Raw genomic sequence first — 23,172 nt, 5'->3', positions numbered from 1 at the left:
GCCGCGCACCCCGCCTCATCATGCTGTATTGGAATTGTCGCTGATCTTATTCGACGGTGTAGGGCACGCCTTCGAGCTTCTCCGGGAAATTCGGAAGCTTGTCTTCGCCAAGCCACTTCTTGTTGATCGCCTCAAGACGGCCATCTGCCTTGATCTTGTCGATGAACTGGTTCAGCCAGGCGTTGATTTCCTTGTCGCCAAGCTTGGTCGTAACGCCCATCCACTGTTCATTGAAGACCAGTTTCTGCTCGTAATCGTTGCCCGGTGCAGCCTTGTCGAGATTGATCTTGTAGGTGGTGTTGCCACCAATGGCATCGACCTGCCCGGATACCAGCGCCTGCATTGTCGAACTGTCATCATCGAAACGGCGGATATTGGCGACATCGCCCAGAAGACTGGTGATTGACTTGTCCTGCGCAGCGCCGCGCGGCACGCCTATACGAAGGCTTTTCGCGTCTTCAATCTTGGTAATTTTGTTCTTGGCGCTCGACAGAAGAATGATCTTCAACCCGGCATAGGGCTTGGTGAACTGGACAGCTTTCGCGCGATCAGGATACATGCCCATGACCGCCATCTGCAGATCGACCTTGCCGGTCAAAAGGTTGGGAATACGTGCAGCAACGGCGTTTGGCACGAACTCGACCTTGACACCCATTTCCTCGCCGATCAGCTTCGCAACATCGACGTCATAGCCGACATTGTTGCCTGTGGAGTCGATTGAACCCCATGGGGCCTGTTCGCCCATCACGCCGATGCGAACGACGCCTGCGCTTTTGATTTTCTCCAGGGCCTGTGCATGGGCTGCAGAAGCGCCGAATACCATAGCCACGCCTGCAAAAAGCGTCAGTGCAGCATTACGAATTGAGAATTTGCCCGGCATTGATGGTCCTCCTCAGGGTTTGTGCCGTTTTGTCCAGACAGCGACTCCTCTTCGCTACCGGACCTGTGTTCATTTTTATTAACCAACCGGTTGGTTGATGTCAATCCACGTGATATCCCTATCCGCAGATCGATGACTTATGCTCAAGCTGCTGCCCAATTCCTTCCAATGTGGTAAGAGGACAGCCAGTCCGAGGAATCCAGATGACGAATACCGATACGATGCCAACACAGAACACGCTCGATCCTGGGCAACGATCGCCGGAAAAACGCAGGCGCCTTCTGCTTGAATCCGCTATTGCGGAATTTTCGACCCATGGAATTGGCGGCGCTCGGGTGGATCGCATTGCGCAGCGGGCGAATTCCAATAAGGCGATGGTCTACCATTATTTCGGCAGCAAGGAGGAACTCTACCTTGCGGCCATGGAACACCTATATGTCGGCATCCGTTCCGCTGAAGAGCAGCTGTTGCTTGATCCCGCCGACCCCATTGGCGCGATGAAAGCGCTGATCTCCTTTACCTTCCGCTATTACATCGACAATCCAGCCTTCGTGCGGATGATCAATACCGAGAACCTGCATGGCGCCGTCCATTTGCAGGCGGCGACCGGCATGGAGGGGCTCAACAGCGCCATCGTCAACAGAGTATCGACGATTATCGAGAGCGGTGTCGCCCAGGGACTTTTCCGTCATGTCGATCCGCTCGATCTCTATATCTCCATCTCTGCGCTTGGTTTTACCTATGTCTCCAACCGGCACACGCTGAAGGTCCTGTTCGGTCGTGAACTCCTTGCGGAAGACGCTATCGATGCCCGCTTGCAGACGATGACCGACATGATCCTGCGATTTATCGCTGTAGATGGCCATCAGGCTGCTCTCGCCACTGCACGATAATGGGCAACGGTCTGAGCAATCCCGTCACGCAGCGACGTGACGGGGATGGCTCCCAGCAGACGCTTGTTGTCGGTTGCCGCGATATTGGGCGCCATCGGTACCGCTTCACCGGCAAAGTCGATTTTCGCACCGGGTATTTCTGACCGGATCGCCCGGATGACGTCGGGCACATCCTCGCATGCGCCACCCAGCGAAAAGGCGTGCGCACCTTCGTAAGATCGTGTTGCCGCAGCCGCAAACGCCGCCGCCACATCAGCCACGAAAACCATGTCCTGCGGCCCTGAATAGCCAATTGTATAAGAATTGCCACGAACCGCTTCGCGACAGGCAATTGTCGGCCCGGCGGTTAGCCCGCTTTCCCGGCCCGGCCCGTAAACAACGGTGGGACGCAGGCCGATACTGGCAATACCAGAATCATGCCAATAGGCTCTGGCGCTTCCCTCGCATGCGAGTTTGAAAGCACCATACTGCGTGACCGGATAAGGCGTCAGCCCATCGTCCGGGCCAAAGACAGCGGCACTGCTGGCATAGGCTACCCGCCCAATCGCATTTGCCTTGGCGGCTTCGAAGACATTCAGCGTACCAATCAGATTGACCGTTGCACCCAGCACCGGATCGTTCTTGCAAGCGGGCGTTAAAAGTGCTGCAAGATGGACGATAGAGGTACAATCGCTGGCAGCCGCCTTTACAGCCTCTGCATCTGCGATATCGCCTTGATAGCACTCAACCTGCTCAGCCTCGTCACCGACAATTTCCCGCAGAATACGTCGATCACTGGTACGGTCGAATATCCGCACTTCGTGAGCTTGCGCCTTCAACGCCTTCAAAATCCATCCGCCCAGAAAACCGGCCCCACCGGTAACGAGGACCCGCGTCATGCTGCCCCCTGCATATCTTCGGAGGTCAGTGAAAAGGCGGCATCGTAAATATTGCTGATGGGAGAAGAAAGAACGCCGGTTTCAATTGCCAGTTGCTCAATCTGTGGCAGCGCCGAATGAAGTCCCGGATTTGAAGACCCTTCAATGAGAACCACCACATCGAAACCGCTTTCGCTCATTTCGGCACGCAACTCGGTTTCCCTGGTGCGAACGCTCGAAACTTCGTTGCGCGAAATACCGATATGCACGCAAGCCACACCACGAACGGCGAGCATCTTGTCCGCAAGCCCCTGCGCCTTCGCCCTCAGCCCTTCCTTTCCTTCGCTCCCCGAAAGATCGAAGCGGATCGTTGCCACAGAGCCTCCGTCGCCAATACCGGCGGTCGCTATCCGTTCGCAGGCGACGCGCAGAAAGTTGCGAAAGCTCGGCGCGACGGCAGCAGTCCACCGCGTTGGATTGTTCAGACGTTCGAGATAAGCCGGTGACCGAAATGTTTCGACCGTTTCGCCAGCATAGATTGTCCCGAAGACATATCGGGCGGCAGCAGGCGCGTGCAGCCGCTTGCCAGTCCTGAAGCCGGGTATCGAGAGGCGTTCAGGCATATGTTCACGTGTGTGCCACTCGATATATTCGTCATGGGCACCATCTTCGATGTCGTGCCAGATCGCCAGAAAGGCAGAGCCCTTCAGTCCCATATTCTTCTCCTCCATTCTGCTTGCCCCGCGTCCTCCCGCTTGACAAGTCGGTCGTTTCCGACCCATTTAGGCTACTAGAATGTTAGTATTCTACAGAATGTCAAGCACAAGATTCGCTGTCCGTTTGGGAGCACCAAACATCTCATTCACAGGGCCGCGCGAAAGCGGGCCGGATTATCAGGGAGGAAAGCCACTATGGTAGAACAGGAAACATCACGCGTCGCGATTGTAACCGGCGGTGCGGGAGGGCTCGGATTTCCTATTGCGGCACGCCTTGTGGCCAAGGGGCACAAGGTCGCGATTTGGGATATCAACCGCGAGCGCGTGGAGGGAGCCGCCGCAAAATTGCCGGGCGCCAAAGGGTATGTGGTGAATGTGATGGATGCCGCCGAGGTCGAAGCTGCAACCGCTCGGGTTGTGGCTGAGATGGGGCCACTCGGCATCCTCGTTACCAGCGCCGGTCACAATGGTCCTTTGGAGCAATTCGAAAAATATCCCCATGACGGCTGGCGGTTCGTCATGTCGCTCAATCTGGATGCCGTGTTCTATTGCTGCCAGTCGGCGGTGCGCGAAATGCGCAAGACTGGATATGGCCGCATCGTCAATATCGCCTCCATCGCCGGCAAGGAGGGCAATCCCAACGCGGTCGCTTATTCCGCCTCCAAAGCGGGCGTCATTGGCCTGACGAAATCTGTCGGAAAAGAGCTTGCAACCACACAGATTCGCGTCAACTGCGTCACGCCCGCAGCTATCGAAACCGAGATGATGAACCAGCTTACGCCGGAATTCAAAGCCTTTGTAACTGCGAAAATACCGGTCGGTAGGCTCGGCGAAGCCGACGAAGTTGCAGCACTGGTGAGCTGGCTCGCCTCAGAAGAATGTTCGTTCTCAACCGGCGCGGTCTTCGATGTGTCCGGCGGTCGCGCAACCTATTGAGGCCGCAGCATGTATAAAAAACATCCTCTCTCCCTCGCCTATCTGACCGTCTTTGGTTGCCCACCCGTTGATAACGTCAAGATCGCAGCGTCCTGCGGTTACGATATGGTCAGTCTGCGGCTGATCGCCCCGCACGGACTGGAACTCGCCCATCCCATTGTCGGCCAGAAGCCGCTGCTCCGGGAGATCAAGGCCGCCGCCGCAGATACCGGTGTCTCGTTCTATGACGGGGAAGTATTTACGCTTTTACCACAGACCGATATTGCGGCATGGCTACCAATCATCGAAACGGCTGGCGAATTGCGCATGCCGGTGATGCAGTTCACCTCCGAAGACCCCGACCTGTCGCGGTCTTCGGACAATCTGGCGCAGATCGCCGATGCTGCAGCACAATACGACATCAAAATGGCGGTAGAGTTCATGCGCTGGCGTTCGACGGCGACGATCCAGGATGCAACGCGCCTTGCCACCGCATCAGGCCGGAAAAATGTCGGGCTCCTGATCGATGCGCTGCATCTGTCCCGGTCGGGCGGTAATCCCGGTGATGTTGCGTCCCTGCCGGAAGGACTGGCGCTCTGTCTGCAACTTTGCGATGCACCGGCTGAACAGCCGGTGGACAATGCCGGTTGCATTGCTGAGGCCCGAACTGGACGGATGTTCCCCGGCGACGGTGGTCTTTGGTTGCGCGAACTGATGTCCGTACTGCCCGACGATGTCGTCATCAGCGTCGAAACTCCGCATAAAGGCGATACCGAACTTAGTTTCCTTGAACGTGCCGAAAAGGGAATGGCGGCAACAAAACGCTTCCTCGACAGTGTGTAACTGCCGTGGTGTCATGGCACCGGGGGTGTTGCTTCGCCCCCGGTGGACGCGTACAGGAATCATTTATACTGCATTAAGAAGTTGTTTTAGCTGCAACAAGGAAAGGGTCCGCAGAAATGCATTCAAAACCGCGATCCTCGCTGGGTGCACGGGTGACCGACAGGTTGCGGCGGGCAATTATAGACGGTGAACTTGAACTGGGGGATGCGCTGTCGGAAGACAAGCTCGCAACCGCGCTCGGTGTCAGCCGCAGTCCCGTCAAGGAAGCCTTCGCCATTCTTGAGCAACAGGGTCTGATTGATGTGCAACCACAGCGGGGCACTTTTGTTTTCCTGCCGACCCATGAAGATACCGTCAATCTGTGCGAGTTCCGAAAGACTATCGAAGTTGAAGCGGTACGTCTCGCTATGGTGCGCAGGCGTGATGAAACGTTGAACGCGATGCGCATCGCAGCGAAAGACATGGTTGAGGCATGTGAGGCTGGCGATGTTCTGCGCAGTGCCCGGGCCGACGATCATTTTCACGACGCGGCGCTGGAAAATTGTGGCAATCCCTACCTCGTTAACGCCTATCATCTGGTCGCCAGCAAAGTTGCGGCGTTGCGGTCGCATCGCTCGTCTTTGCCAACCCGCAAATTTTCCAGCGCGGAGCATCTCGTCATTGTCGATCTTCTCGAAAACAACCAGATTACCGAAGCGCTGCAGCAACTTTCTGCACATATCATGATGATGGCTGAGCGTTATGGCATAGATAACGAACCGGTGCGCGCGCTGGGTACGCGAGCCGCTCGCGGCGCCAAGCTCGATCATATCGGACCGCTTACAGATTAGCGCATAATCCGCGCGGAGCGAGCCAAGCGTCCACGGGTTCAACCCCATCGAACCCCGCGCCCCCGAGTGAACCGTAGTCAACCCTCGTGCATAGCAGCAACGCGGCTTCGAGAACGCGCGGGCGATAAAGCACGCAATGCCACATTTGGGAGAAGGAACACAATGAAAGCGCTGGTTTATCTGGGTAAAGAAAACATGGTTTATCGCGAAGTCGAGGAACCGCAAGCTGGCCCCCGTACAGCGCTTCTCAAGGTCAAGGCGTGTGGCATCTGCGGATCGGACATGCATGGTTATCACGGACACGACCCGCGTCGGGTTCCACCGATGATTATGGGACATGAAATAGCTGGTGTTGTGGAAACAGGACCTTTGGCCGGGCAGCGTGTGGCGGTCAATCCACTTTTGACCTGCGGAGAATGCACCGAGTGCCTGTCCGGGGCGCAACAGCTATGTGAGAACCAGCGCAACATAGGGCTCCCGCCGCATGCAGGCGGCTTTGCCGAACGGATCGTGGTCCCAGAACGCAATCTGGTGAAAATTCCAGACGACATGGATTTTCGTGTGGCCGCGCTCACCGAACCGGTAGCGGTCGCCTATCATGCAGTTCTTCTCGGGACAAACAATTTGCGTCGTCCGCTTTCGGCAGCGCGCGTTGCGGTGCTTGGCGGGGGAGCCATCGGACTGACGACCGCGCTTGTCGCAATCGCCCAAGGGGCGGGTGCTGTAATGCTTGCAGAACCAAATCCTATTCGCCGCCGGACCGCGTCTGCCGTCAGTTCCGCGATTATCGCCTACGATCCCAACGATGCGCCATTAGCGCCTCCGGCGAACTCAGTCGATCTGATCTTTGACGCGGTCGGCGCGAAGCAAACGAGAGAGGCAGCATTCTTGATGGCACGCCGCGGGGCTACGATTGTGCATCTCGGCCTTCTGCCGGGATCGGAAGGTGTGGATGTCAGACGGATCACGCTTGCGGAAATCGCTTTCATCGGCTCCTATTGTTATTCAATGACGGATTTTCGGGAAACCGTCGCGTTGCTGGCATCCGGGCGACTGGGTCCGCTCAATTGGGTTGAAAGCCGGCATTTATCCGAAGGGAGCCAAGCCTTCCGCGATCTTGATAGGGGGCACACCGCCGCCGCCAAGATCGTCTTGACCATCTAAGCAATTGCCCGAAGGTTTGTGCCCCTTCCCCCTCAAATTCTATCCGGGGGATCCAAAAGTGCCACACTTCCCGATTGTTCGCCACGGCTTGGGTCAATTCTTCTGACAGCGCACTGTAATCGCCTTGACTGTCTTGGCTCATGTGCCACAAAGAGCATAGGTAACTGAAATGGGATACTATGAGCGCTCTTGAAAAATCGCTGACCATCATCGAGCTGCTCGCGGCTCATCCTGCCGGTCTGTCCGTCTCAGCGATTGCCCAGCATGTCAATCAGCCTCCAAGTGGCGTGCACCGCACGCTTAACGAATTGATTCGACTTGGTTATGTTCGTCAAGTTCAGGATCAAGGAGACTATGCGCTCACCATGAAGCTCGCAGCGCTCGGTGTAGGTTTTCTCGGCCGCACGGGCGTTGGAGATGTGGCTCAGCCCATATTGGACCGGTTGGCCCAAACCAGCGGCGAGTTGATTCGTCTCTCGGTGATTGATGGCGACGATCTGATCTGGGTCGCGGTTGCACAAGGCGCGACCGGCGGTTTGCGTTATGATCCCGGACAAGAACAGGGCGTCAATGTTCATCTGGCCACAAGCGCAGGTGGTCAGGCGTGGCTTGCCTCGATGACCGATGAAGAGGCTCTGCACCGGGTTGCGCAACAGGGCCTCGTCAACAGCAACAAGCCCTCCGGTCCTGGTGCTCCCACCACGATCACTGAACTTCTGAAAGTGTTGGCGCAGACACGCAAGCGTGGCTATTCCATTTCGGTCAATAGCTACATTATTGGCATGGCTGCGATGGCTGTGCCGGTTCGCAGCGGCGGCGAGGTTATTAGCTGCCTTTCCATCGCCGGACCAACTGTCCGCATGACACCGGAGCGGATGGCGGAGCTTGCACCGCACCTCACCCGGGCAGCAGAAGAGATCGGTCTTGCGGCGAGTGGATCGCGCTACTTTCCCGGCTTGCACAAGCGAAGCTGAGGCCCGTCCGGCATAGAGCATTTCCAGCAAAAGTGCGGAACGCCTACGCGGGGAAATCAGTCCACTGGACTGATTTCTGATCCCGCTTCGATACGTAGGATAATGCTTAAAAACAAAGAGATAGAGCGGTTTCACGATTCCGTCTTAACCGGAACCGCTCTAAAGCAAAAGCCCCGAAGGGAATGATCCTTTCGGGGCTTCTTTTGTTTCGGAGGATTAACGCAGAGCTGAAAAAAGCTTAGCCAGCCTTGCGTAAGTTTTGTTGTTCAGACAGCGCCCAGCCCAGAGGTTGCAGCTTTTGCAAAGCGTCCTGAATTGCGGCGTCCGGTTCGGAACTGAGAATTTCCACGACCGACAGTCCCCGATAATCCGACGCGGCCAGTGCTTTGGCCGCCGCCACGAAATCAACGCTGCCCGTTCCGATGGGGTCGTGCTTCCAGGCGCTTTTCCCGGTGTCGGACATGTGCAGTATATCGAGGTAAGGGACCACTAGCGGGATCGCTTCACTCAGGTCCTCACTGATGAAATGCGCGTTGGCCAGATCGTAGCAGATGGTCAAAGCGGGGCTCGCAAATTCTTCCACCCATTTGACCATGCTCTTTGCATCCGGCAAGACCCCCATCGGGATGTTTTCCAGAAACACCTTTACCCCAGCCCGCTCCGCATAAGCGACCGTCTTTTCGAGAGAACCCCGGAACCAGCCCTCCAACTGCGCCTTTGGTGGCGCATTTAGAGAATTATATCGCCCTGATACGGAGACAAAGCCTTGCGCCCCAAGTTCGTAGGTCGCGTCCAATAGTTTCTTGTTGAAGCCGACCGTCATTTCGCGGATTTCTTCGCGGGGCGAAGCAAGATTATGGTCCAGGCTCTGTGCCGTCAGCGAATGAATGGTCAAGCCTTCCGCTTCCAGAAACCGACGGATGCGCGCATAATCACGCGCCGTCATATTCTGGATGTCGAGATGCGCCGGGCTGACCATCACATCGAAATGCGTGAAGCCAAGCTTCGCCAGACGAGTCAAAGACTCTTCCAGCGGCACTGTCCAGGCATCACTGATCGTACTCACTCCAAGAGGAAACGAGGCCATTTCTTCTTCTCCCGTTTTGATCGTCGCGACTTATTTCAGAGGCGAATTTGCAGTCGGAAAAGCGATGGTCGAACGCATGTCGGTCGTCAGCCAATCCGGCCCGCCTTTCGGTGGCCACACGTTTTTGGCAACGGAATCTGCACGGATCTGGCCGCGCTCGTTCACCGAAGCGAAAGGCCAGATATGCGTCATGCGCGGCTTGCCGTCGACGCCATACATGCAGATGGTCAGCTTTGAGAGTTCCGTGCGCGCCGGTACAGCCGCTTCCCATGCCTTTATCGTTGGCTCCAGACCACCGGTCTTGAGAACATAGGTACGGAATTCATAGGCAGGACCAAAGCTGCCAGTCTCAATCGGCGGCAGAAATGGAAATGGCGCATAGCCTTCAAGTTCCAGTCCGGTCAGCCATTCGGCAGCACCAAACGGACTGGCCGCGCGAAGTGTGCGCTCACGCTCGACTTCAAAATCGCCGGTGGTATCAAAGCCGCGCAGAACCAGAACCTTATTCAACGCGCCAATATCGGCATAGAAAATGCCCAGAAGACGCCCCTTGCCTTCCCCCGCGAATGCTTCCACTGCCGGCGCAACCTTGGCGGCTGCCCCCATGGTCGTGGAAAGAGTTGCGATTTCATAGCGTTGCATGTTTCTTCCTTTCATTCGTGATAACGTCGGGCGCATCTTGTGACACATCGGTAAGCTTTCCGGCGGCGTGTTTGGCCACACGCCATCCAAACACCACGGCTGGACCAATGGTCGTGCCCGGCCCCGGATAGGTCCCGCGAAAGATGGAGGCGAGATCATTGCCGCAAGCATAAAGTCCATGGATCGGCTCACCGTTCTCATTGAGAACCCGGCCAAATTCATCGCCGGAAAGTCCTGCACTGGAGGCGAGATCGGATGGGCGCACAGCCATGGCGTAATAGGGACCGGCACCAACCGGCCCTAAGCACGGATTAGGGCTGAAGCTCGCGTCGCCATTGAACCGGTTCATCACCGATGTGCCGCGCCCAAAGTCTTCATCAATACCGGTTGCGGCAGAACGATTATAGGCTTCGACGGTCTGGACAAGCATGCCCGCGTCGCAACCGATCTTGGCCGCCAGTTCCGGCAAGGTCTCGCCCTCGATCACATATCCGGCCTTGAGCATGGCTTTCAGGTTCTTCGCCCCCGGCAGGATCATCCCCATACCATAGCGATGCAGAAATGCTGCGTCGCAAACCAGGTGGGCTGGATTGGCGCCATTACCAATCTGACCCATCGAAAAATCATGATAGGAATTGGATTCATTGACAAAGCGCTTGCCTGCGGCGTCAACCGCCAGAAGGCCCGGCTTGGCGCGGTCGAGGATGATATGCGGCCACACGGCCGGTGATCCGTCTGCCCGACGATAGGACGAGCACGGCATCCAAAGGGCGGGGCTATCGCCGCCATCTTCGAAGCGCGCGCCTATCGCCATTGCCACATCCGCTCCATCGCCGGTGTTGGTGACAGGCGCCAGCGAATGATCGCGCGCCGCTTCAGGAAACAGCCGGTCGCGGATTTTCTTGTTCCAGCATACGCCCCCCGTCGCCAGCACGACCCCTTTGAGAGCCCTGATGCGACGCAGTCCCAATGGCCCCTCCAACACCGCGCCAACAACGCGGCCATCCTCAACAATCAGTTCGTGAACGCCGGTTTCGAACAGCACCGGCACCTTTGCCTTGCGCAGACTAAAGAGAAGCCGTGCCACCAGTGCATTGCCCATCAAAAGGCGTGTTCCGCGCTTGTAACTGAGGCGGTCGAGCACATAGCGCCCGACGATCTGGACGGTGCTGCGGAAATTGGCGATGGAGCCGAAGGGTTGCAGCAAGGCGCCCAGTTCATTGCGTCCCACCATCATACCGCCAAGTCCCATGAATTCGCGGCGCGGCGGACGAACCCGGTCGAAATCATCACGCTCCAGCAGGCGACCGTCAAAAGCGACTGGGCCCAAAGCCCGGCCCCCATAGGCAGAACCTGGCCCGTCGAGATAGTCGGGATGTGCAAGAGCGGCGGCAAATTTCACATCGGTGCGACGGTCGAGTTCCTCGATAGCCTCGCGCCCTGAGGCGAGAAACGCCTCGCGCAGCCGAATGCCGCTGCGATTGGCGACAACGCTTTCCAGAAAAGCGCGCGCATCCTCGACGGTATCAGGAACGCCTGCTTCTTCAGAAAGATGTGTTCCCGGGACCCAAGTGGTGCCTCCCGAGGTTGAGGTTGTGCCACCAACCTGTTTGGTCTTTTCACATAGGAGGACATTTAGTCCCTCCAGCGCACCAACCAGCGCCACCGTCATGCCACCAGCGCCTGCACCGCAAACCAGCAGATCGACTTCGTCTGTTCCGTGCTGATCATGATCAGATCGCATATTCTGTTTCCTTGCTGTTGGATTGTGCGCTCTCAATCGCGGCCCGCTTGGCAATGGTTTCAGCTGCGAGGAACCCAAAGGTCATGGCAGGGCCAAGCGTGATACCACCACTTGGATAGTGACCACCCATAATGCTGTTCATGTCGTTGCCGGCTGCATAAAGACCGGCAATTGGCTGGCCCGAAGCATCGAGGACACGCGCAAATGCATCGGTCTCGATACCGGTAAATGTGCCCAGACTGCCCGGTACAATTCGCACCGCATAGAAAGGTCCATTGCGGATGGGAGCAATACAGGGATTGGGTTTCTGATCGGGGTCCCCCTGAACCCGCTGATAGAGCGTCTGGCCGCGATTGAATTGCGGGTCTTCTCCCCATTGCGCATCACGGTTGAACGCTGTGACGGTCGCGTTGAGACCCGCCGCGTCGATGCCGCAGCGTTCAGCCAATTCGGTAATCGTTGCGCCCTTGATAAGATAGCCGTTGTTCAACCAACGCCGATAAGGAACGGGCGCTGGTTTGACAGCGCCAAGACCGTAACGGCGCAAAAACCGATGATCGCAGATGAGCCATGAGACAACTGGTTGCCCCTCCGGAGTCGCTGCTATCATATCACAAACATAGTCATGATAGGGGCCGCCCTCATTGGCGAAACGGCTTCCCGAAGCCAATACCGCGATTACACCCGGCTTTCCGCGCTCGACCAGATGCGGAAAACGCCCCACGGTTCCATCATTGCGGGGAACGAGCGATACCGGCGCATAGGCCGCACCATGCGCCATGCGGTCGGATACGTGCCCGCCGACCATTTCGGCAAGACGCATACCATCGCCAATGTTTGTCTTGGGCGCTGCCGATGCGTGATCCGTACCGGCCCGAACATGCGGCAAGTGTTCAAAGAGACGCCCTTTATCATGCGGAAAGCCACCTGTCGCCAGCACAACGCCATGTTTGGCAGTGACAGTAAGGGGGCCTTTAGCGGTCATGAAAACGGCGCCCGTGACACGTCCTTGATCAGCGGTCAATTCGCGCGCTGCGGCTCCCGACCAAAGGGTAATCTCCTTATCGGATGCAGACCGCAATAGCCGCGCGACCAGCGCGTTGCCATTGACAAGTTGCATCGCCCGGCGATGAACAACGAGATCGCGCAGATGTTTCGACACGCGCCGTGTAACATAGGCAAATGCCTTGAGTGAACGCATCGCCGTCAGGAACATGCGCATGTCGACGCCCGATGCGATGCCCATGCCCAAAAACGTTGTTTCAGGGATGGGCGGGCGCAATTTTCCGATCAAGGAGCCAAGTTCGCGACCGTCATAAGGTGCAGCGACAACCGAACGCCAGCCTGTCGCCGCCGCCGGTGCATTGCCGTGAAAATCCGGTACGCCGCTGCCCGGATTGAAGCGGACTTGCGTGTTGCGCTCAAAGAAAGACAGCATGCGCGGCGCGGCTTTCAGATAACCGTCGATCATGGCCTCATCGTAACTATTACCAAGAATATGCCTCAAATAGGCTTTCGGCTCATCGGGGTTTTCACCCTTGCCAGCTGATACGGCATGAGGCGCATTGGGGATCCACAACCAGCCACCGGAAAAGGCAGTGGTACCACCGAACACATCGGTTTTTTCGGCCACGATGACCTTCAGTCCAAAATGCGCTGCCGCTACCGCTGCAGAAAGTCCCCCGGCACCAGAACCGACAACGAGGACATCGCATGCCGCTCGATGAGAGGAAACCATCGGGTCGTTGTTATCGATGGAGTGGTCGGGAGACATATGTATTTCCTATCTGCCAAAACGCGTAACTATCGGGCTTGGGAGTAAAGGGCGGCGATGGCCGCAATCACCAGCGGAACCGCAAAGACGATCATCACCGTCGAAAGGCTTGCACCCGAACCGATCAGAACACCACCCATCGACGGGCCAACGACGGCACCAAAGCGTCCCGCTCCCATGGCCCAGCCAACGCCCGTGCCTCGGACGGAAGCCGGATAAAGGCTGGCTGCGAGACCATAGAAGGAGTTGAAGCCACCATAGATCGCCATTCCCATGAGGAATGCCGTGAAGAGTATAATGCCGAGCGACATGTGGACTGTTCCGAACACCACCAGAAGTGCAGCGGCGAGAACAAGGAACACAGCCCCGACAATGCCTTGCGGAAAGCGGTTCGACAGCTTGCCCATCAGCAACGTTCCCAGAAACGCGCCGAAGTTTAGGATCGCACCGACATAGATGGCATTTTCCAATGTCAAACCGGCTTGCGAGGCAAGCTTCGTCACCCATGAGATAACGAAATAAAGCGACAGGAAGCCCATGAAAATTCCGACCCAGAGCCAAATCGTTGGCACCAGACGATTTTCGGCGAAAATGGTAGCGAAACCGGCAGCTTTCTGCTGAGCGGACTTTTGCGGCAATTGCTCGACCGACTCCATACCGAGCCTCGCCAGCACATGATTGACGCGTTGCAGAGCATTTTCAGGCCGTTTGCGGACCAGAAAATCCAGCGATTCCGGTAGGAAAAACCAGACGAACGGCAGCACCACCAACGAGGCAATGCCCGCGCCGATCAGCATCATATGCCAGCCGTAGACAGGGAGCAGCGGTGCCATGGCGAGGCCGGTAAAAACCGCCCCAAGCGGATAGCCAGCGGTCATGACGGCCACGGCGAAGGAACGCTCCCTTACCGGTGCAAATTCCGCAGCAAGCGCGGCCATCGAAGCAAGGATCGCGCCGATCCAAACGCCGATGAAGAAGCGCAGGACAACCAGTTCCATGACTGTGGTTACAAAGCCGCTCAGGATCATGGCGACGGTGATTGCTGCCAAGGCAGTAATCGTCAGTGGCCTGCGACCCCATCTGTCTGCAAGCGGCGCAACGAAGAAGCAGCCGATCACCATGCCCGCAAGACTTGCGGAGAACACGACACCAAGCCGCTCCGGTGACAGCGCCCAGTCTGCCGAAAGCGCAGGCGCGATATAGGAAAGAATAACAACATCCATGCCATCGATGGCGTTCAATAAAAAGCAAATCGCCAGAATGATGACTCTCAACGAAGACCAGTTTTGCGAAGCGCCAATGGCTTCTAACGCAATATTGTCCTGCTTCGTTTGATCAATGGCTTTTCCATGCACACCCTTGCGGGCTGCAAGCGTCAGTTTTGCGCCATCGGACCCGACGGCATCTATGCTGTTCATCTGTTCCTCCACTCGATCGCATGCGTTCCACGTTGCATTTGCAGCGCGGTTCCACCGTCATGATGCGACATTCTTGTCCTCGTGCGCCGAGGACTCACGATCCTCACTCCCCAGCGTGAAGATCGTTATGCAGAAAGTTGAATATCATTCCATAAAATAATTTGATTTTAATTTTTGAGGGAATTCACCAAGCTCAGTGTCGCGGCCAGCGCCTGAGCCGCTCTTTCACGCGGCGCCAGCCGCGCGTGCAATTCTTCGGAGGCGATTTCCACACTGATCGGCACATTCGCAGGCAAAGCCGCCAGAAATGCGCGCAGATCAATACCGCCCTGTCCCGGAAACAGCCGCCCGCCGCGGGCAACGCGGATCAGTTCGCTATCGGTGTCGATGAATTCCTTTGGCGCATCGCATATTTGAAAATAATGAATACGCTCGGTCGGAATACATGTGAGATCATCGACCTTGCCGCCAGTGCGGTCCCAATGCAGAGCGTCGGCAAGCACACCACCATTGGCTTGGCCGGCCTTTTTCACGATGGCCAAAGCCGCTTGTGCGTCCCGCACGCCAGTCCACGGCATGAATTCGAGATCAGCGGTCAAACCATAGCGGCCCGCAAGCTCGGCGAAACGCGCAAAAGTCTGGGTGAGCCGCGCTGGATCTGGATCGTCACCAGCAACCAGAATATTTGCAGCGCCGAGCACTGCCGCACATTCCAGAAACGGCAGAAATTCCTCGACCTTTGTCTGGGCTTTCAAACGCACGATCTCGACATCCCCAATGCGAATGCCGGTATCGGACAAAGCTGACCGGGCCTCTCTCAGAACTGCCGTGTCGGTCAAAATGGGATAGGGTCCCTCACCACTGGCGGCGGCTGGAAGCAAGCGCAGACCAACGCTGTCATAGCCAGTTTCCGCTGCGATGCGGATCGCTTCTGCAGGAGCGAGATCGGGAACGGTGAGGAATGCGAGTGCGAAATGCCTGTTCATGTCGTTCACACCGCGCAGAGAAAATCGACCATCAGATCGCGTACTTCGACGAACATGTCGGCACCGGTGATTGTGCCGCAGCCGATTTTGCGCGCACGCGCCACAAGCGGGGAAATGGCCGGTTTGGTGATCACTTCTCCCACAAACATGTCGGATCTCAGCTTGTCGCCGTCAAAGGGAAGAGCATCGCCTTCCTTCATGCCCGCAGGCGTCGCATTGACAATAACATCAAATCCGGACGGGTCTGATGTGCCCACGTCAATTTTCGCCAGACCCAGAGAAGAAAGCCGTTCGATCAGGCTATCGCGGCGTGCCGCATCCATTTCGTGGACCGCCAGTTCCGCGATGCCCGACTGAACGAGCGCATAGGCGATAGCCCCACCTGCACCCCCAGCGCCTGCCAGCAAAACCTTTTTGCCTTCCAGCTGGCAGCCAGCCTTACGTAACGCCGCAACATGGCCCATTCCGTCAAACATCGCGCCTTCCCAGCCTGTTGGGGTCCGTCGCAACGTGTTGACAGAGCCCAGAAACGCCGCCGTTTCGGAAAGACGATCCGCCATGCGCGTGGCTGCGATCTTGTGGGGAACGGTGACAATAACACCATCCAGATTCTGAAGCGCGCGGGCGCCTTGCCAGAAACTGGCCAGATCTTCGGGCTTCACGTGGCCCGGTATGCAGATGGCATTATGCCCCCGGGATTGAAGCATCTCGGTTACACCTTGTGGCGATTTCACCTGTGCGATGGGATCACCGATGACGAAGTGGAGACGCAGCGCGCCATTCAGCTCGGGGGCCATATTTCCTCCAATAATTGAATATAATTCAATTTTCGAATATCATGCCAGAAACAAGCGGTCGAGCGAAAAGCGCCGCTCCAGGTCATTATAAGATCGCTGGAAACGAGCTGTTCCAAAGAAATTGGAAAGGCCGAACGCCGTCACTTCCGCAAAACAATGATTGAAAAACAGAATGTGACATGTCAGTTTTAAATTGACATGTCAGTTTTGCAAATGCTACGTTCACATTATAGACTTTCTGTCCATAATGTGAACACAGGAGGAGCCGTGGTCACGCAACCGCCCCGGGATATCGACCCCGAAACATTGCGTCGGATGCCCTATCAAAAGCCGCAGCCAGTAGAAATGCTGCCTGATTTGGTGGTGCCCAACGCCATTCCAACCGACGAACGTATCTGGGTTCCACAGTCCGAAAATGTCTGGTTCCGGCCATTGTGCCTCAACCGGTCAGCCGGTTACTGGATGAACCTGTTGAAGGTTCGCAAGTCTGGCGTGCTCAGCCGCCATCGTCATCCTGGCCCTGTCCACGCGCTGGTGCTTAAAGGCAGCTGGCGCTATCTGGAGCACGACTGGATCGCCACCGAGGGGTCCTATGCTTTCGAACCACCAGGCGAAATCCACACGCTGGTTGTCGATGAAGGTGTGGAAGAAATGATCACCTATTTCCAGGTTAATGGTTGCATGTATTACGTCGACCCCTGGGGCAACAATAACGGCTATGAAGATGTCTTCACGAAGATAGACATGTGTCGGAAACATTATGAAGAAATCGGCCTCGGCGCCGACTATGTCGATCAGTTTATCCGCTGATCGCAATCGGTTGCCGGATACAAAATAAGTCAAAAAGGCAGGTTTGAATCCTGCCTTTTTGCAGCACCAGTTGCACGCTCCCATTCTCCCAACCCCTCAAAGAGTTTTCACCATGACCTATGCCCCCGATCTGTTTTCAGGGAAACTGGCGCTCGTCACCGGAGCCACAACCGGCATTGGAGCCGGAATTGCGACCGGCCTTGCCAGACTTGGCGCGCGTGTCGTCGCCGTTGGCCTCGGTAGCGACCAGTCAAAGCCGGAAGCAGGTCTCGATATCAGCTATCATGAACTGGATGTTTGCGATGCAAATGGCGTTCAGGCGCTGATTGACGGTCTCGACCGGCTCGACATGGTGGTCAATTGCGCAGGCGTCATCCGGCGGCATGAGGAACATGAACTCGACGTGTTTGAAAAAGTGCTCGCCATCAATCTTACCGGCACGATGCGCGTCTGCACGGCAGCGCGCAGCAAACTCGCGGAAGGCAAAGGCGCCATCGTCAACACCGCTTCCATGCTGTCCTTCTTCGGCGGCGGGCTTGTCCCCGCCTATAGCGCCAGCAAGGGCGGCGTGGCTCAGCTCACCAAATCGCTGGCTATCGCCTATGCTCCCGACGGCATCCGGGTGAATGCTGTTGCACCCGGCTGGATCGCCACGCCGTTGACACAGGCTTTACAGGACGACCCCACGCGTTCCGGGCCCATCCTCGACCGCACCCCGATGAAGCGCTGGGGCAAGCCGGAGGATATTGCTGGCGTTGTCGCGTTTCTTTGCAGCCCTGCGTCAGCCTTTGTCACCGGTATTGTCATGCCCGTCGATGGCGGCTACCTAATAGCCTAACCAAAGGCCGAAGGACCGCTGAAACAGGGAGAATAGATCCTGACAATGCAGGAAAAAGTACCCGGCACCGCCGCGTTCTCCCGTTTCATGCAGGTCTTGCAGGCTGTCAGCGATCAGGAACAACCGCTGACGACTGCCAGGCTTGCCACGGCGGTCGATTTGCCTCGCCCTACGGTTTATCGCATCGTTGCGGCGCTCAAGGCCGAAGGTATGCTGACGGAAGTTCGGGGATCGGGCTTGTTGTTGCTAGGCCCGCGGCTTATCAGCCTTGCCGCACGCAGCTGGGAGCGTTCGGATTTGAGACAAGCGGCGGAATTGCCGCTGGCGCGGCTGCGCGACGCCATCGATGAGACAATCCATCTGGCGATCCGCAGCGGCAATGAAATGATCTATATCGACAAGCTGGAAAGCAACCGAACCGTCAGAATGATGTCCCGGGTGGGCACAAGGGTGCCGCTTCACTCCAGCGCGGTCGGGAAAGCCTGGCTTGCGGCGCTTGATCAGGCTGAAATTCAGGCAACACTCGACACGCTGCCCCTTCCCCAAAGAACGCGCCAAACGATTACCGGTCGCGACGATTTCGCCCGTGAAATCGAGGCAACCCGTGAGCGCGGTTATTCGCACGATCTGCAAGAAAACGAGGACGATATCTGCTGTTACGGTCGCGCTATCGTGGATCGCAACGGGCAGGTTCTCGGCTGTATCAGTGTCAGCATGCCGCGATATCGGTTCGAGGAAACCCCAGCGGAAGCAATCCTCAGAGCGATGGCGGATTGTGTCCGCGACATCGCCCGTCAGTTTAATGAGTTTAACGGCTGACCCTCACGCAAACACGACGGAGACCGGGCTGCCGATCTCATAAGTTTCGCCAAGTGGCGAAAGCGCCCCGCTTGTCTGATCAATCTTGTAGACCGCGAGCGAATGACCGTCCTGATTGGCCGCAACCAGATAGCGCCCACTCGGGTCGATAGCGAAATCGCGCGGGGTTTCACCCCGGGTCGTGTACCAGCCAACAGCCTCCATTTCTCCACTTTCAGCATGAACCTTGAAAGCGACGATAGTATCGTGACCGCGATTGGATGCGTAGACGAACCGTCCGTTCGGGTGGACGCGGATTGCCGCGCAAGCCGATTCACCGGTAAAGACCGCGGGCAAGGTGGAGATTTCCTGGATCAGCCGGATTGCATCGTCGCCAAGGGCATATGCGCTGACCGAGCATCCCAGTTCATGCACAACGAAGAGCTTCGACCCATCGGTCGAAAGCGCCATATGCCGGGGCAGATACCCGCCTCTGGTTTTCACCACGCGATCGGGAGTTGTTGCTATCAAGCCTTCAGCAAGTGAATAACGCGCAATCTCATCCGTTCCTGCATCGCAGATCAGAACGTGGTTGCCATCGGGAGTGACCGCTGCGCAGTGAACATGCGGTCCTTCCTGCCTGCTCTCGTTGGGACCCGTCCCACTGCGCTGAACATTGACAACCACTCCGGTCGGAACACCGGCGGCGTCGAGTTCGCAGGTTATGAAATTTCCGCTCAGATAGTTGGAAACAAAAAGCCTGTCTTCGGCTTTGTCCAGCGCAACGTGGCAAGGCCAGTCGCCCATCGCATCGACGCGACCGAGCAAGCGTATATCGCCCGAGGCTTTATCGAAGCTGAGCGCTGCCGCCGCCGCGCCATCCTTGGCAGAAAGTTCCTCGACGGCATAAAGCGTCTTCTTATCGGCAGATAGCGTCAGATAAGTCGGGTTGCGAAGCCCCGCGAATTGCGAAACCGGTGTGATCCGACCGCTTTCGCTCGAAAGCCGAAGAACGCTGATCCCCTGCCCGCGCGCCTGCACATGGGGTAGCGAATCCGTATAGCTGCCAAGGATCAGGGTGATTTCGTCCGGATTGATATTCTGTTCGGTCATGATTGGGGTCTCCTCCATTCATTGGGCGATGCGGGCGTAAAGATCGTCCTGCGGATGATAGCCGAGGAAGCGTTTGCCATTGTCGAGGCTCCAGTCTGAACCGGCATTCGCCGATACACCGTTAACCACAATGCCTGGCTCGGGCCAAGTGTCGCTCGATGCGGTGACGCTGGCGAAGACAAGCTGTTCGAAATCGCCGTTGGATAACCACATATTGCGGAACCATCGTAATGTGCGCGCTTCCTCTGCGTCGGCGGCGCTAGTCGCGCTCTGCCCGCTGGGCGAGCCGGAGGTGCTGATATCGGCAGGGTCGTTGTCGCCGGGCAACGCCCAACCGACGCGCAACGACACAGCGCTCAGACGTCCCTTGGAACCAGCGGCAAGACCGGCGACGAAACGCTCACCCATGATCTTGGAGGAACCATACGCCGTCGAGTCGATATCCTTCGTGCCATCGTTCCAGCGGGTGCCCGGCGCTGGCGCCAGTTCCTCGCGGAGGGCACCCGGAGCCATGGTGGCGGCCAATTCGCCATCCTTGTAGCCGCCCATCGCGTGATTGGACGAGCAGAAGACATAACGGGCGACGCCATGCTCAAGACAAGCGAGTCCGAGATTGACGGTCATGTCGAATGACGCAGCCGCTTCGGACCATGTGGAGTCCGGCACGGGGTTTTTTGCGGCAAAATGAACAACGGCATCCACGCCTTCAAGGTGCTGACGCCAGCTTCCGTTCGCATCGGTCAGATCAGCCACCACGATTTCGATCTTGTCGTTCTCCGGTTTCGGTGGCGTGCGATTGGGCGAATAGAAACCAATGACTTTCTCGCACCAGGGTGCTGCGGCCAGTGCTGCGACTGCCTTCGCGCCCAGATTTCCACCAGCGCCCGTCACAATCACCGTTTTTGTCGTGCGCAATTTGGCATCCTTCTCCATATGTCTCACTCCCTTTCGGTATCTTTGCGCCTTCAGCGCTTGAATTCTTCGAACAGGCTAAACGCAGTGTCTCGTCTCTTGCCGCACAGAATAGTCGTGCAGCGGACGAAACCTCAGCGCATCCTTGTTGAGGGTGGCAATATCGGGGCATCCAAGAAGTCCCAGCCCGCGATCGACCTCCGACGACAGGATGCCGATGGCATGCTGCGCGCCAGCCTCACCGCCTGCGGCCAGACCATAAATCCCAGCGCGGCCGATCAGCACAAGATCAGCTCCCAGAGCCTTCGCCTTGAGAATATCGGTGCCGCGTCGGAAGCCACCATCCAGCATGATGGCAAGCTTGCCTTTCAGCTCGGCGGCAATTTCCGGAAGCACTTCCAGAGCCGACACCGCACCGTCAAGCTGACGTCCGCCGTGGTTGGAAATCACGATCCCATCGGCGCCGCAATCGAGCGCCAGCCTTGCATCCGCTGCCGTCGAGACACCTTTCACGATGAGTTTTCCCGGCCACAGATCGCGCAGCCAACGAATGTCGTTCCAGTTGAGAGATGGATCAAGCTCGCGACCCAAAACCGCCGATGCGCCCTTGGCAGAGTCCTGTCCCGGTGGCAGAAGATCGCCAAGGTTCTTGAAACGCGGCAAACCATGCGGGATCGGCACATCCAGCAACCAGCGCGGATGCAGAGCCGTGTCGATAAGGTTGCGCAGATTGAGCTTCATGGGGCGGCGAAAATTGCGAAGGTCCCATTCGCGATTGCCATAGACCGGAATATCCGTCGTGACCACAAGGCCTTGAAACCCGGCGGCCTTGGCGCGTTCAGCGACTTTGCGGACGAATTCGCGTGTCCGGTACATATAGACCTGCATCCACAACATACCGCCTGCATGTTCGGCGATATCTTCCATCGAGGTATTCGAGACATTGCTGAGCGTGAACGGAATGTCAGCTTTCGCAGCGGCGCGCGCAAGCTTCAGGTCGCCCTGATGCGTGAGCATTCCGTTAAAGCCGGTCGGCCCGATAGCAAACGGGCTCGCCACTCGTTGGCCGAAGAGCTCGACCGACTGGTTTCGACTGGTCACATCGACCAGCGTGCGCGGCAAAAAGCCGATCTGTTCGAAGACGTCCCGGTTGCGGCGCAACGTCACCTCGTCATCCGCTCCGCCTTCGACATATTCGAAGCAGAAATTCGGGGTTCGGCGGCGCGCGATCAAACGCAGTTCCTCGATGTTGCGGGCGCGTCTGAAATCCCAACCGGCGTAATATCGTCTTTTCATCAAATGCTCGCTGTCCGTTGCCGAATATGCCCATGCAAACAGAAATGTAACATGTCATTAATTGGATTAATGGCTTCGCACCTTCTGCCTGCGGAGCCACAATCTGGAAAATGCGTCAGCCGCTGTGATAGCCACCATCAACCGGCAATACGGCGCCGGTGACGAAAGCTGCCGCAGGTGACGCAAGGAAAAGCGTCGGCCCGACCAGATCGTCCACCGTGCCCCACCGCTTCAGCGCCGAGCGCTGGGCGATCTTGTCCGCACTGCCCTCGACCTGCCAGAGGTCTTTCGTCATGTCGGTCTTGTGATAGCCCGGCGCGACCGCATTGACGCGCACGCCGTCACGACCATATTTATGCGCCATGGCGCGGGTCAGACCGACGATACCCGCCTTGCTCGCGGTGTAGGCGGGCACGGTTTCATCGGCAAGATAGCTCAGCATCGACGCCACATTGATGATATTGCCGCCGCTCGCCTTCAAGAGAGGATAAGCGCTGCGGGCAAGGCGCATGGCGCTCGACAGGTTGATATCGATCACATTCAGGAATGTATCTTCATCCCATTCCTTGTCCGGGCGGGAAATGCCCTGACAATTCACCAGAACATCCAGACGTTCCAATTTGGCAAAAAATGCATCAGCGGCTGGCGCATCGCGCACATCCAGACGCTGGAACGACAGCCGGTCAGTCGCAAACTGTGCGGCCTCTGCGATACGCTGTTCGGAACTGCCCGTCGCGATGACGGTCGCACCGGCTTCGGCAAAACCGCGCGCCATGGCAAGACCGATGCCGCTGGTGCCGCCGGAAACGATCACAACTTTGCCGTCAAATACCGGCTTTGCGAATGTGCTTACATCCATTTTGATTAACCTCCTCATTTGTCCTT

The 23,172-nt window shown here is 57.2% G+C and carries 23 protein-coding genes; 9 read left to right on the top strand and 14 right to left on the bottom strand.

Annotation, left to right across the window (positions count from 1 at the left end; genetic code table 11):
- Nucleotides 1-46: 46 nt before the first annotated feature.
- A complete protein-coding gene (locus tag HWD97_RS04195; RefSeq protein ID WP_371834768.1) occupies nt 47-880 on the bottom strand; it encodes a transporter substrate-binding domain-containing protein in 834 nt (277 codons plus the stop codon).
- A 203-nt stretch (nt 881-1,083) separates the two neighbouring features.
- Here HWD97_RS04195 and HWD97_RS04190 point away from each other — a divergent pair, with 203 nt between their 5' ends.
- Complete coding sequence (locus HWD97_RS04190) at nt 1,084-1,773, top strand: TetR/AcrR family transcriptional regulator (protein ID WP_121539038.1); 690 nt, start codon at nt 1,084-1,086, stop codon at nt 1,771-1,773.
- Here the strand turns inward: HWD97_RS04190 and HWD97_RS04185 are convergent.
- On the bottom strand, nt 1,746-2,651 hold the full coding sequence (locus HWD97_RS04185) for an NAD-dependent epimerase/dehydratase family protein (RefSeq protein WP_371834767.1): 906 nt from the start codon (nt 2,649-2,651) through the stop codon (nt 1,746-1,748). The two genes, HWD97_RS04190 and HWD97_RS04185, sit on opposite strands and share 28 nt — an antisense overlap.
- On the bottom strand, nt 2,648-3,346 hold the full coding sequence (locus tag HWD97_RS04180; protein ID WP_371834766.1) for a hypothetical protein: 699 nt from the start codon (nt 3,344-3,346) through the stop codon (nt 2,648-2,650). Before HWD97_RS04180 ends, HWD97_RS04185 begins: the two co-directional genes overlap by 4 nt.
- Nucleotides 3,347-3,541: 195 nt before the next feature.
- Between HWD97_RS04180 and HWD97_RS04175 the strand changes: the two genes are divergently transcribed.
- From HWD97_RS04175 to HWD97_RS04155, 5 genes are all read left to right on the top strand, one after another.
- A complete protein-coding gene (locus tag HWD97_RS04175) occupies nt 3,542-4,282 on the top strand; it encodes an SDR family NAD(P)-dependent oxidoreductase (protein WP_171318103.1) in 741 nt (246 codons plus the stop codon).
- Between the two features lie 9 nt (nt 4,283-4,291).
- A complete protein-coding gene (locus tag HWD97_RS04170; RefSeq protein WP_371834765.1) occupies nt 4,292-5,104 on the top strand; it encodes a sugar phosphate isomerase/epimerase family protein in 813 nt (270 codons plus the stop codon).
- A 116-nt stretch (nt 5,105-5,220) separates the two neighbouring features.
- Complete coding sequence (locus HWD97_RS04165; protein ID WP_124915803.1) at nt 5,221-5,934, top strand: GntR family transcriptional regulator; 714 nt, start codon at nt 5,221-5,223, stop codon at nt 5,932-5,934.
- A gap of 162 nt (nt 5,935-6,096) precedes the next feature.
- A complete protein-coding gene (locus HWD97_RS04160; protein WP_124915802.1) occupies nt 6,097-7,098 on the top strand; it encodes a zinc-binding dehydrogenase in 1,002 nt (333 codons plus the stop codon).
- 179 nt (nt 7,099-7,277) lie between these two features.
- Complete coding sequence (locus HWD97_RS04155) at nt 7,278-8,072, top strand: IclR family transcriptional regulator (protein ID WP_371834764.1); 795 nt, start codon at nt 7,278-7,280, stop codon at nt 8,070-8,072.
- 238 nt (nt 8,073-8,310) lie between these two features.
- On the opposite strand, the gene HWD97_RS04150 is transcribed toward HWD97_RS04155, so the two are convergent.
- From HWD97_RS04150 to HWD97_RS04120, 7 genes are all read right to left on the bottom strand, one after another.
- The gene (locus HWD97_RS04150; protein WP_124915800.1) at nt 8,311-9,159 is read right to left on the bottom strand and encodes a sugar phosphate isomerase/epimerase; all 849 of its coding nucleotides are present in this window, start codon (nt 9,157-9,159) and stop codon (nt 8,311-8,313) included.
- Nucleotides 9,160-9,189: 30 nt separating this feature from the next.
- Complete coding sequence (locus HWD97_RS04145) at nt 9,190-9,801, bottom strand: NIPSNAP family protein (protein ID WP_109365635.1); 612 nt, start codon at nt 9,799-9,801, stop codon at nt 9,190-9,192.
- Nucleotides 9,788-11,545 carry an FAD-binding protein gene (locus HWD97_RS04140; RefSeq protein WP_371834763.1) on the bottom strand — a complete coding sequence of 586 codons (1,758 nt, stop codon included), beginning with the start codon at nt 11,543-11,545 and terminating at the stop codon, nt 9,788-9,790. Before HWD97_RS04140 ends, HWD97_RS04145 begins: the two co-directional genes overlap by 14 nt.
- Nucleotides 11,535-13,319, bottom strand: coding sequence for an FAD-dependent oxidoreductase (locus tag HWD97_RS04135; protein ID WP_109365633.1), 1,785 nt, complete (start codon nt 13,317-13,319; stop codon nt 11,535-11,537). Before HWD97_RS04135 ends, HWD97_RS04140 begins: the two co-directional genes overlap by 11 nt.
- A 29-nt stretch (nt 13,320-13,348) precedes the next feature.
- Nucleotides 13,349-14,737, bottom strand: coding sequence for an MFS transporter (locus HWD97_RS04130; protein ID WP_171318099.1), 1,389 nt, complete (start codon nt 14,735-14,737; stop codon nt 13,349-13,351).
- A gap of 167 nt (nt 14,738-14,904) precedes the next feature.
- Nucleotides 14,905-15,723 (bottom strand): sugar phosphate isomerase/epimerase family protein, encoded by an 819-nt coding sequence (locus HWD97_RS04125; RefSeq protein WP_371834762.1) that lies wholly within the window; start codon nt 15,721-15,723, stop codon nt 14,905-14,907.
- 5 nt (nt 15,724-15,728) lie between these two features.
- Complete coding sequence (locus tag HWD97_RS04120) at nt 15,729-16,520, bottom strand: shikimate dehydrogenase (RefSeq protein WP_371834761.1); 792 nt, start codon at nt 16,518-16,520, stop codon at nt 15,729-15,731.
- Between the two features lie 315 nt (nt 16,521-16,835).
- On the opposite strand from HWD97_RS04120, the gene HWD97_RS04115 reads away from it, so the two are divergent.
- The 3 genes from HWD97_RS04115 to HWD97_RS04105 all read left to right on the top strand — a co-directional run bounded on the left by HWD97_RS04115 (nt 16,836) and on the right by HWD97_RS04105 (nt 18,987).
- Nucleotides 16,836-17,330, top strand: coding sequence for a 2,4'-dihydroxyacetophenone dioxygenase family protein (locus HWD97_RS04115; RefSeq protein ID WP_121539079.1), 495 nt, complete (start codon nt 16,836-16,838; stop codon nt 17,328-17,330).
- Nucleotides 17,331-17,442: 112 nt separating this feature from the next.
- On the top strand, nt 17,443-18,168 hold the full coding sequence (locus HWD97_RS04110; protein ID WP_371834760.1) for an SDR family NAD(P)-dependent oxidoreductase: 726 nt from the start codon (nt 17,443-17,445) through the stop codon (nt 18,166-18,168).
- Nucleotides 18,169-18,213: 45 nt separating this feature from the next.
- A complete protein-coding gene (locus tag HWD97_RS04105) occupies nt 18,214-18,987 on the top strand; it encodes an IclR family transcriptional regulator (protein WP_371834759.1) in 774 nt (257 codons plus the stop codon).
- Between the two features lie 3 nt (nt 18,988-18,990).
- Here the strand turns inward: HWD97_RS04105 and HWD97_RS04100 are convergent, their stop codons facing one another.
- From HWD97_RS04100 to HWD97_RS04085, 4 genes are all read right to left on the bottom strand, one after another.
- Nucleotides 18,991-20,079, bottom strand: a complete 1,089-nt coding sequence (locus HWD97_RS04100) for a lactonase family protein (protein WP_171318096.1) — start codon at nt 20,077-20,079, stop codon at nt 18,991-18,993.
- 18 nt (nt 20,080-20,097) lie between these two features.
- Nucleotides 20,098-21,012 carry an NAD-dependent epimerase/dehydratase family protein gene (locus HWD97_RS04095; protein ID WP_371834758.1) on the bottom strand — a complete coding sequence of 305 codons (915 nt, stop codon included), beginning with the start codon at nt 21,010-21,012 and terminating at the stop codon, nt 20,098-20,100.
- Between the two features lie 57 nt (nt 21,013-21,069).
- Nucleotides 21,070-22,287 (bottom strand): alpha-hydroxy acid oxidase, encoded by a 1,218-nt coding sequence (locus tag HWD97_RS04090; protein ID WP_371834757.1) that lies wholly within the window; start codon nt 22,285-22,287, stop codon nt 21,070-21,072.
- A gap of 115 nt (nt 22,288-22,402) precedes the next feature.
- Nucleotides 22,403-23,146 carry an SDR family NAD(P)-dependent oxidoreductase gene (locus tag HWD97_RS04085; RefSeq protein ID WP_371834756.1) on the bottom strand — a complete coding sequence of 248 codons (744 nt, stop codon included), beginning with the start codon at nt 23,144-23,146 and terminating at the stop codon, nt 22,403-22,405.
- Between the last annotated feature and the right edge of the window lie 26 nt (nt 23,147-23,172).

Origin of the sequence: Ochrobactrum sp. C6C9, assembly GCF_022627935.1 — a bacterium.
In the GTDB taxonomy this organism is placed as follows: domain Bacteria; phylum Pseudomonadota; class Alphaproteobacteria; order Rhizobiales; family Rhizobiaceae; genus Brucella; species Brucella teleogrylli.
The sequence above is the reverse complement of the archived record's forward strand: the minus strand, read 5'-3'. Positions and strand labels throughout refer to the sequence as shown.

Coding starts and splice junctions, on each gene's coding strand:
- HWD97_RS04195 (WP_371834768.1), bottom strand. CDS start 880: ATGCCGGGCAAATTCTCAATTCGTAATGCTGCACTGACGCTTTTTGCA.
- HWD97_RS04190 (WP_121539038.1), top strand. CDS start 1,084: ATGACGAATACCGATACGATGCCAACACAGAACACGCTCGATCCTGGG.
- HWD97_RS04185 (WP_371834767.1), bottom strand. CDS start 2,651: ATGACGCGGGTCCTCGTTACCGGTGGGGCCGGTTTTCTGGGCGGATGG.
- HWD97_RS04180 (WP_371834766.1), bottom strand. CDS start 3,346: ATGGGACTGAAGGGCTCTGCCTTTCTGGCGATCTGGCACGACATCGAA.
- HWD97_RS04175 (WP_171318103.1), top strand. CDS start 3,542: ATGGTAGAACAGGAAACATCACGCGTCGCGATTGTAACCGGCGGTGCG.
- HWD97_RS04170 (WP_371834765.1), top strand. CDS start 4,292: ATGTATAAAAAACATCCTCTCTCCCTCGCCTATCTGACCGTCTTTGGT.
- HWD97_RS04165 (WP_124915803.1), top strand. CDS start 5,221: ATGCATTCAAAACCGCGATCCTCGCTGGGTGCACGGGTGACCGACAGG.
- HWD97_RS04160 (WP_124915802.1), top strand. CDS start 6,097: ATGAAAGCGCTGGTTTATCTGGGTAAAGAAAACATGGTTTATCGCGAA.
- HWD97_RS04155 (WP_371834764.1), top strand. CDS start 7,278: ATGAGCGCTCTTGAAAAATCGCTGACCATCATCGAGCTGCTCGCGGCT.
- HWD97_RS04150 (WP_124915800.1), bottom strand. CDS start 9,159: ATGGCCTCGTTTCCTCTTGGAGTGAGTACGATCAGTGATGCCTGGACA.
- HWD97_RS04145 (WP_109365635.1), bottom strand. CDS start 9,801: ATGCAACGCTATGAAATCGCAACTCTTTCCACGACCATGGGGGCAGCC.
- HWD97_RS04140 (WP_371834763.1), bottom strand. CDS start 11,545: ATGCGATCTGATCATGATCAGCACGGAACAGACGAAGTCGATCTGCTG.
- HWD97_RS04135 (WP_109365633.1), bottom strand. CDS start 13,319: ATGTCTCCCGACCACTCCATCGATAACAACGACCCGATGGTTTCCTCT.
- HWD97_RS04130 (WP_171318099.1), bottom strand. CDS start 14,737: ATGAACAGCATAGATGCCGTCGGGTCCGATGGCGCAAAACTGACGCTT.
- HWD97_RS04125 (WP_371834762.1), bottom strand. CDS start 15,723: ATGAACAGGCATTTCGCACTCGCATTCCTCACCGTTCCCGATCTCGCT.
- HWD97_RS04120 (WP_371834761.1), bottom strand. CDS start 16,520: ATGGCCCCCGAGCTGAATGGCGCGCTGCGTCTCCACTTCGTCATCGGT.
- HWD97_RS04115 (WP_121539079.1), top strand. CDS start 16,836: ATGCCCTATCAAAAGCCGCAGCCAGTAGAAATGCTGCCTGATTTGGTG.
- HWD97_RS04110 (WP_371834760.1), top strand. CDS start 17,443: ATGACCTATGCCCCCGATCTGTTTTCAGGGAAACTGGCGCTCGTCACC.
- HWD97_RS04105 (WP_371834759.1), top strand. CDS start 18,214: ATGCAGGAAAAAGTACCCGGCACCGCCGCGTTCTCCCGTTTCATGCAG.
- HWD97_RS04100 (WP_171318096.1), bottom strand. CDS start 20,079: ATGACCGAACAGAATATCAATCCGGACGAAATCACCCTGATCCTTGGC.
- HWD97_RS04095 (WP_371834758.1), bottom strand. CDS start 21,012: ATGGAGAAGGATGCCAAATTGCGCACGACAAAAACGGTGATTGTGACG.
- HWD97_RS04090 (WP_371834757.1), bottom strand. CDS start 22,287: ATGAAAAGACGATATTACGCCGGTTGGGATTTCAGACGCGCCCGCAAC.
- HWD97_RS04085 (WP_371834756.1), bottom strand. CDS start 23,146: ATGGATGTAAGCACATTCGCAAAGCCGGTATTTGACGGCAAAGTTGTG.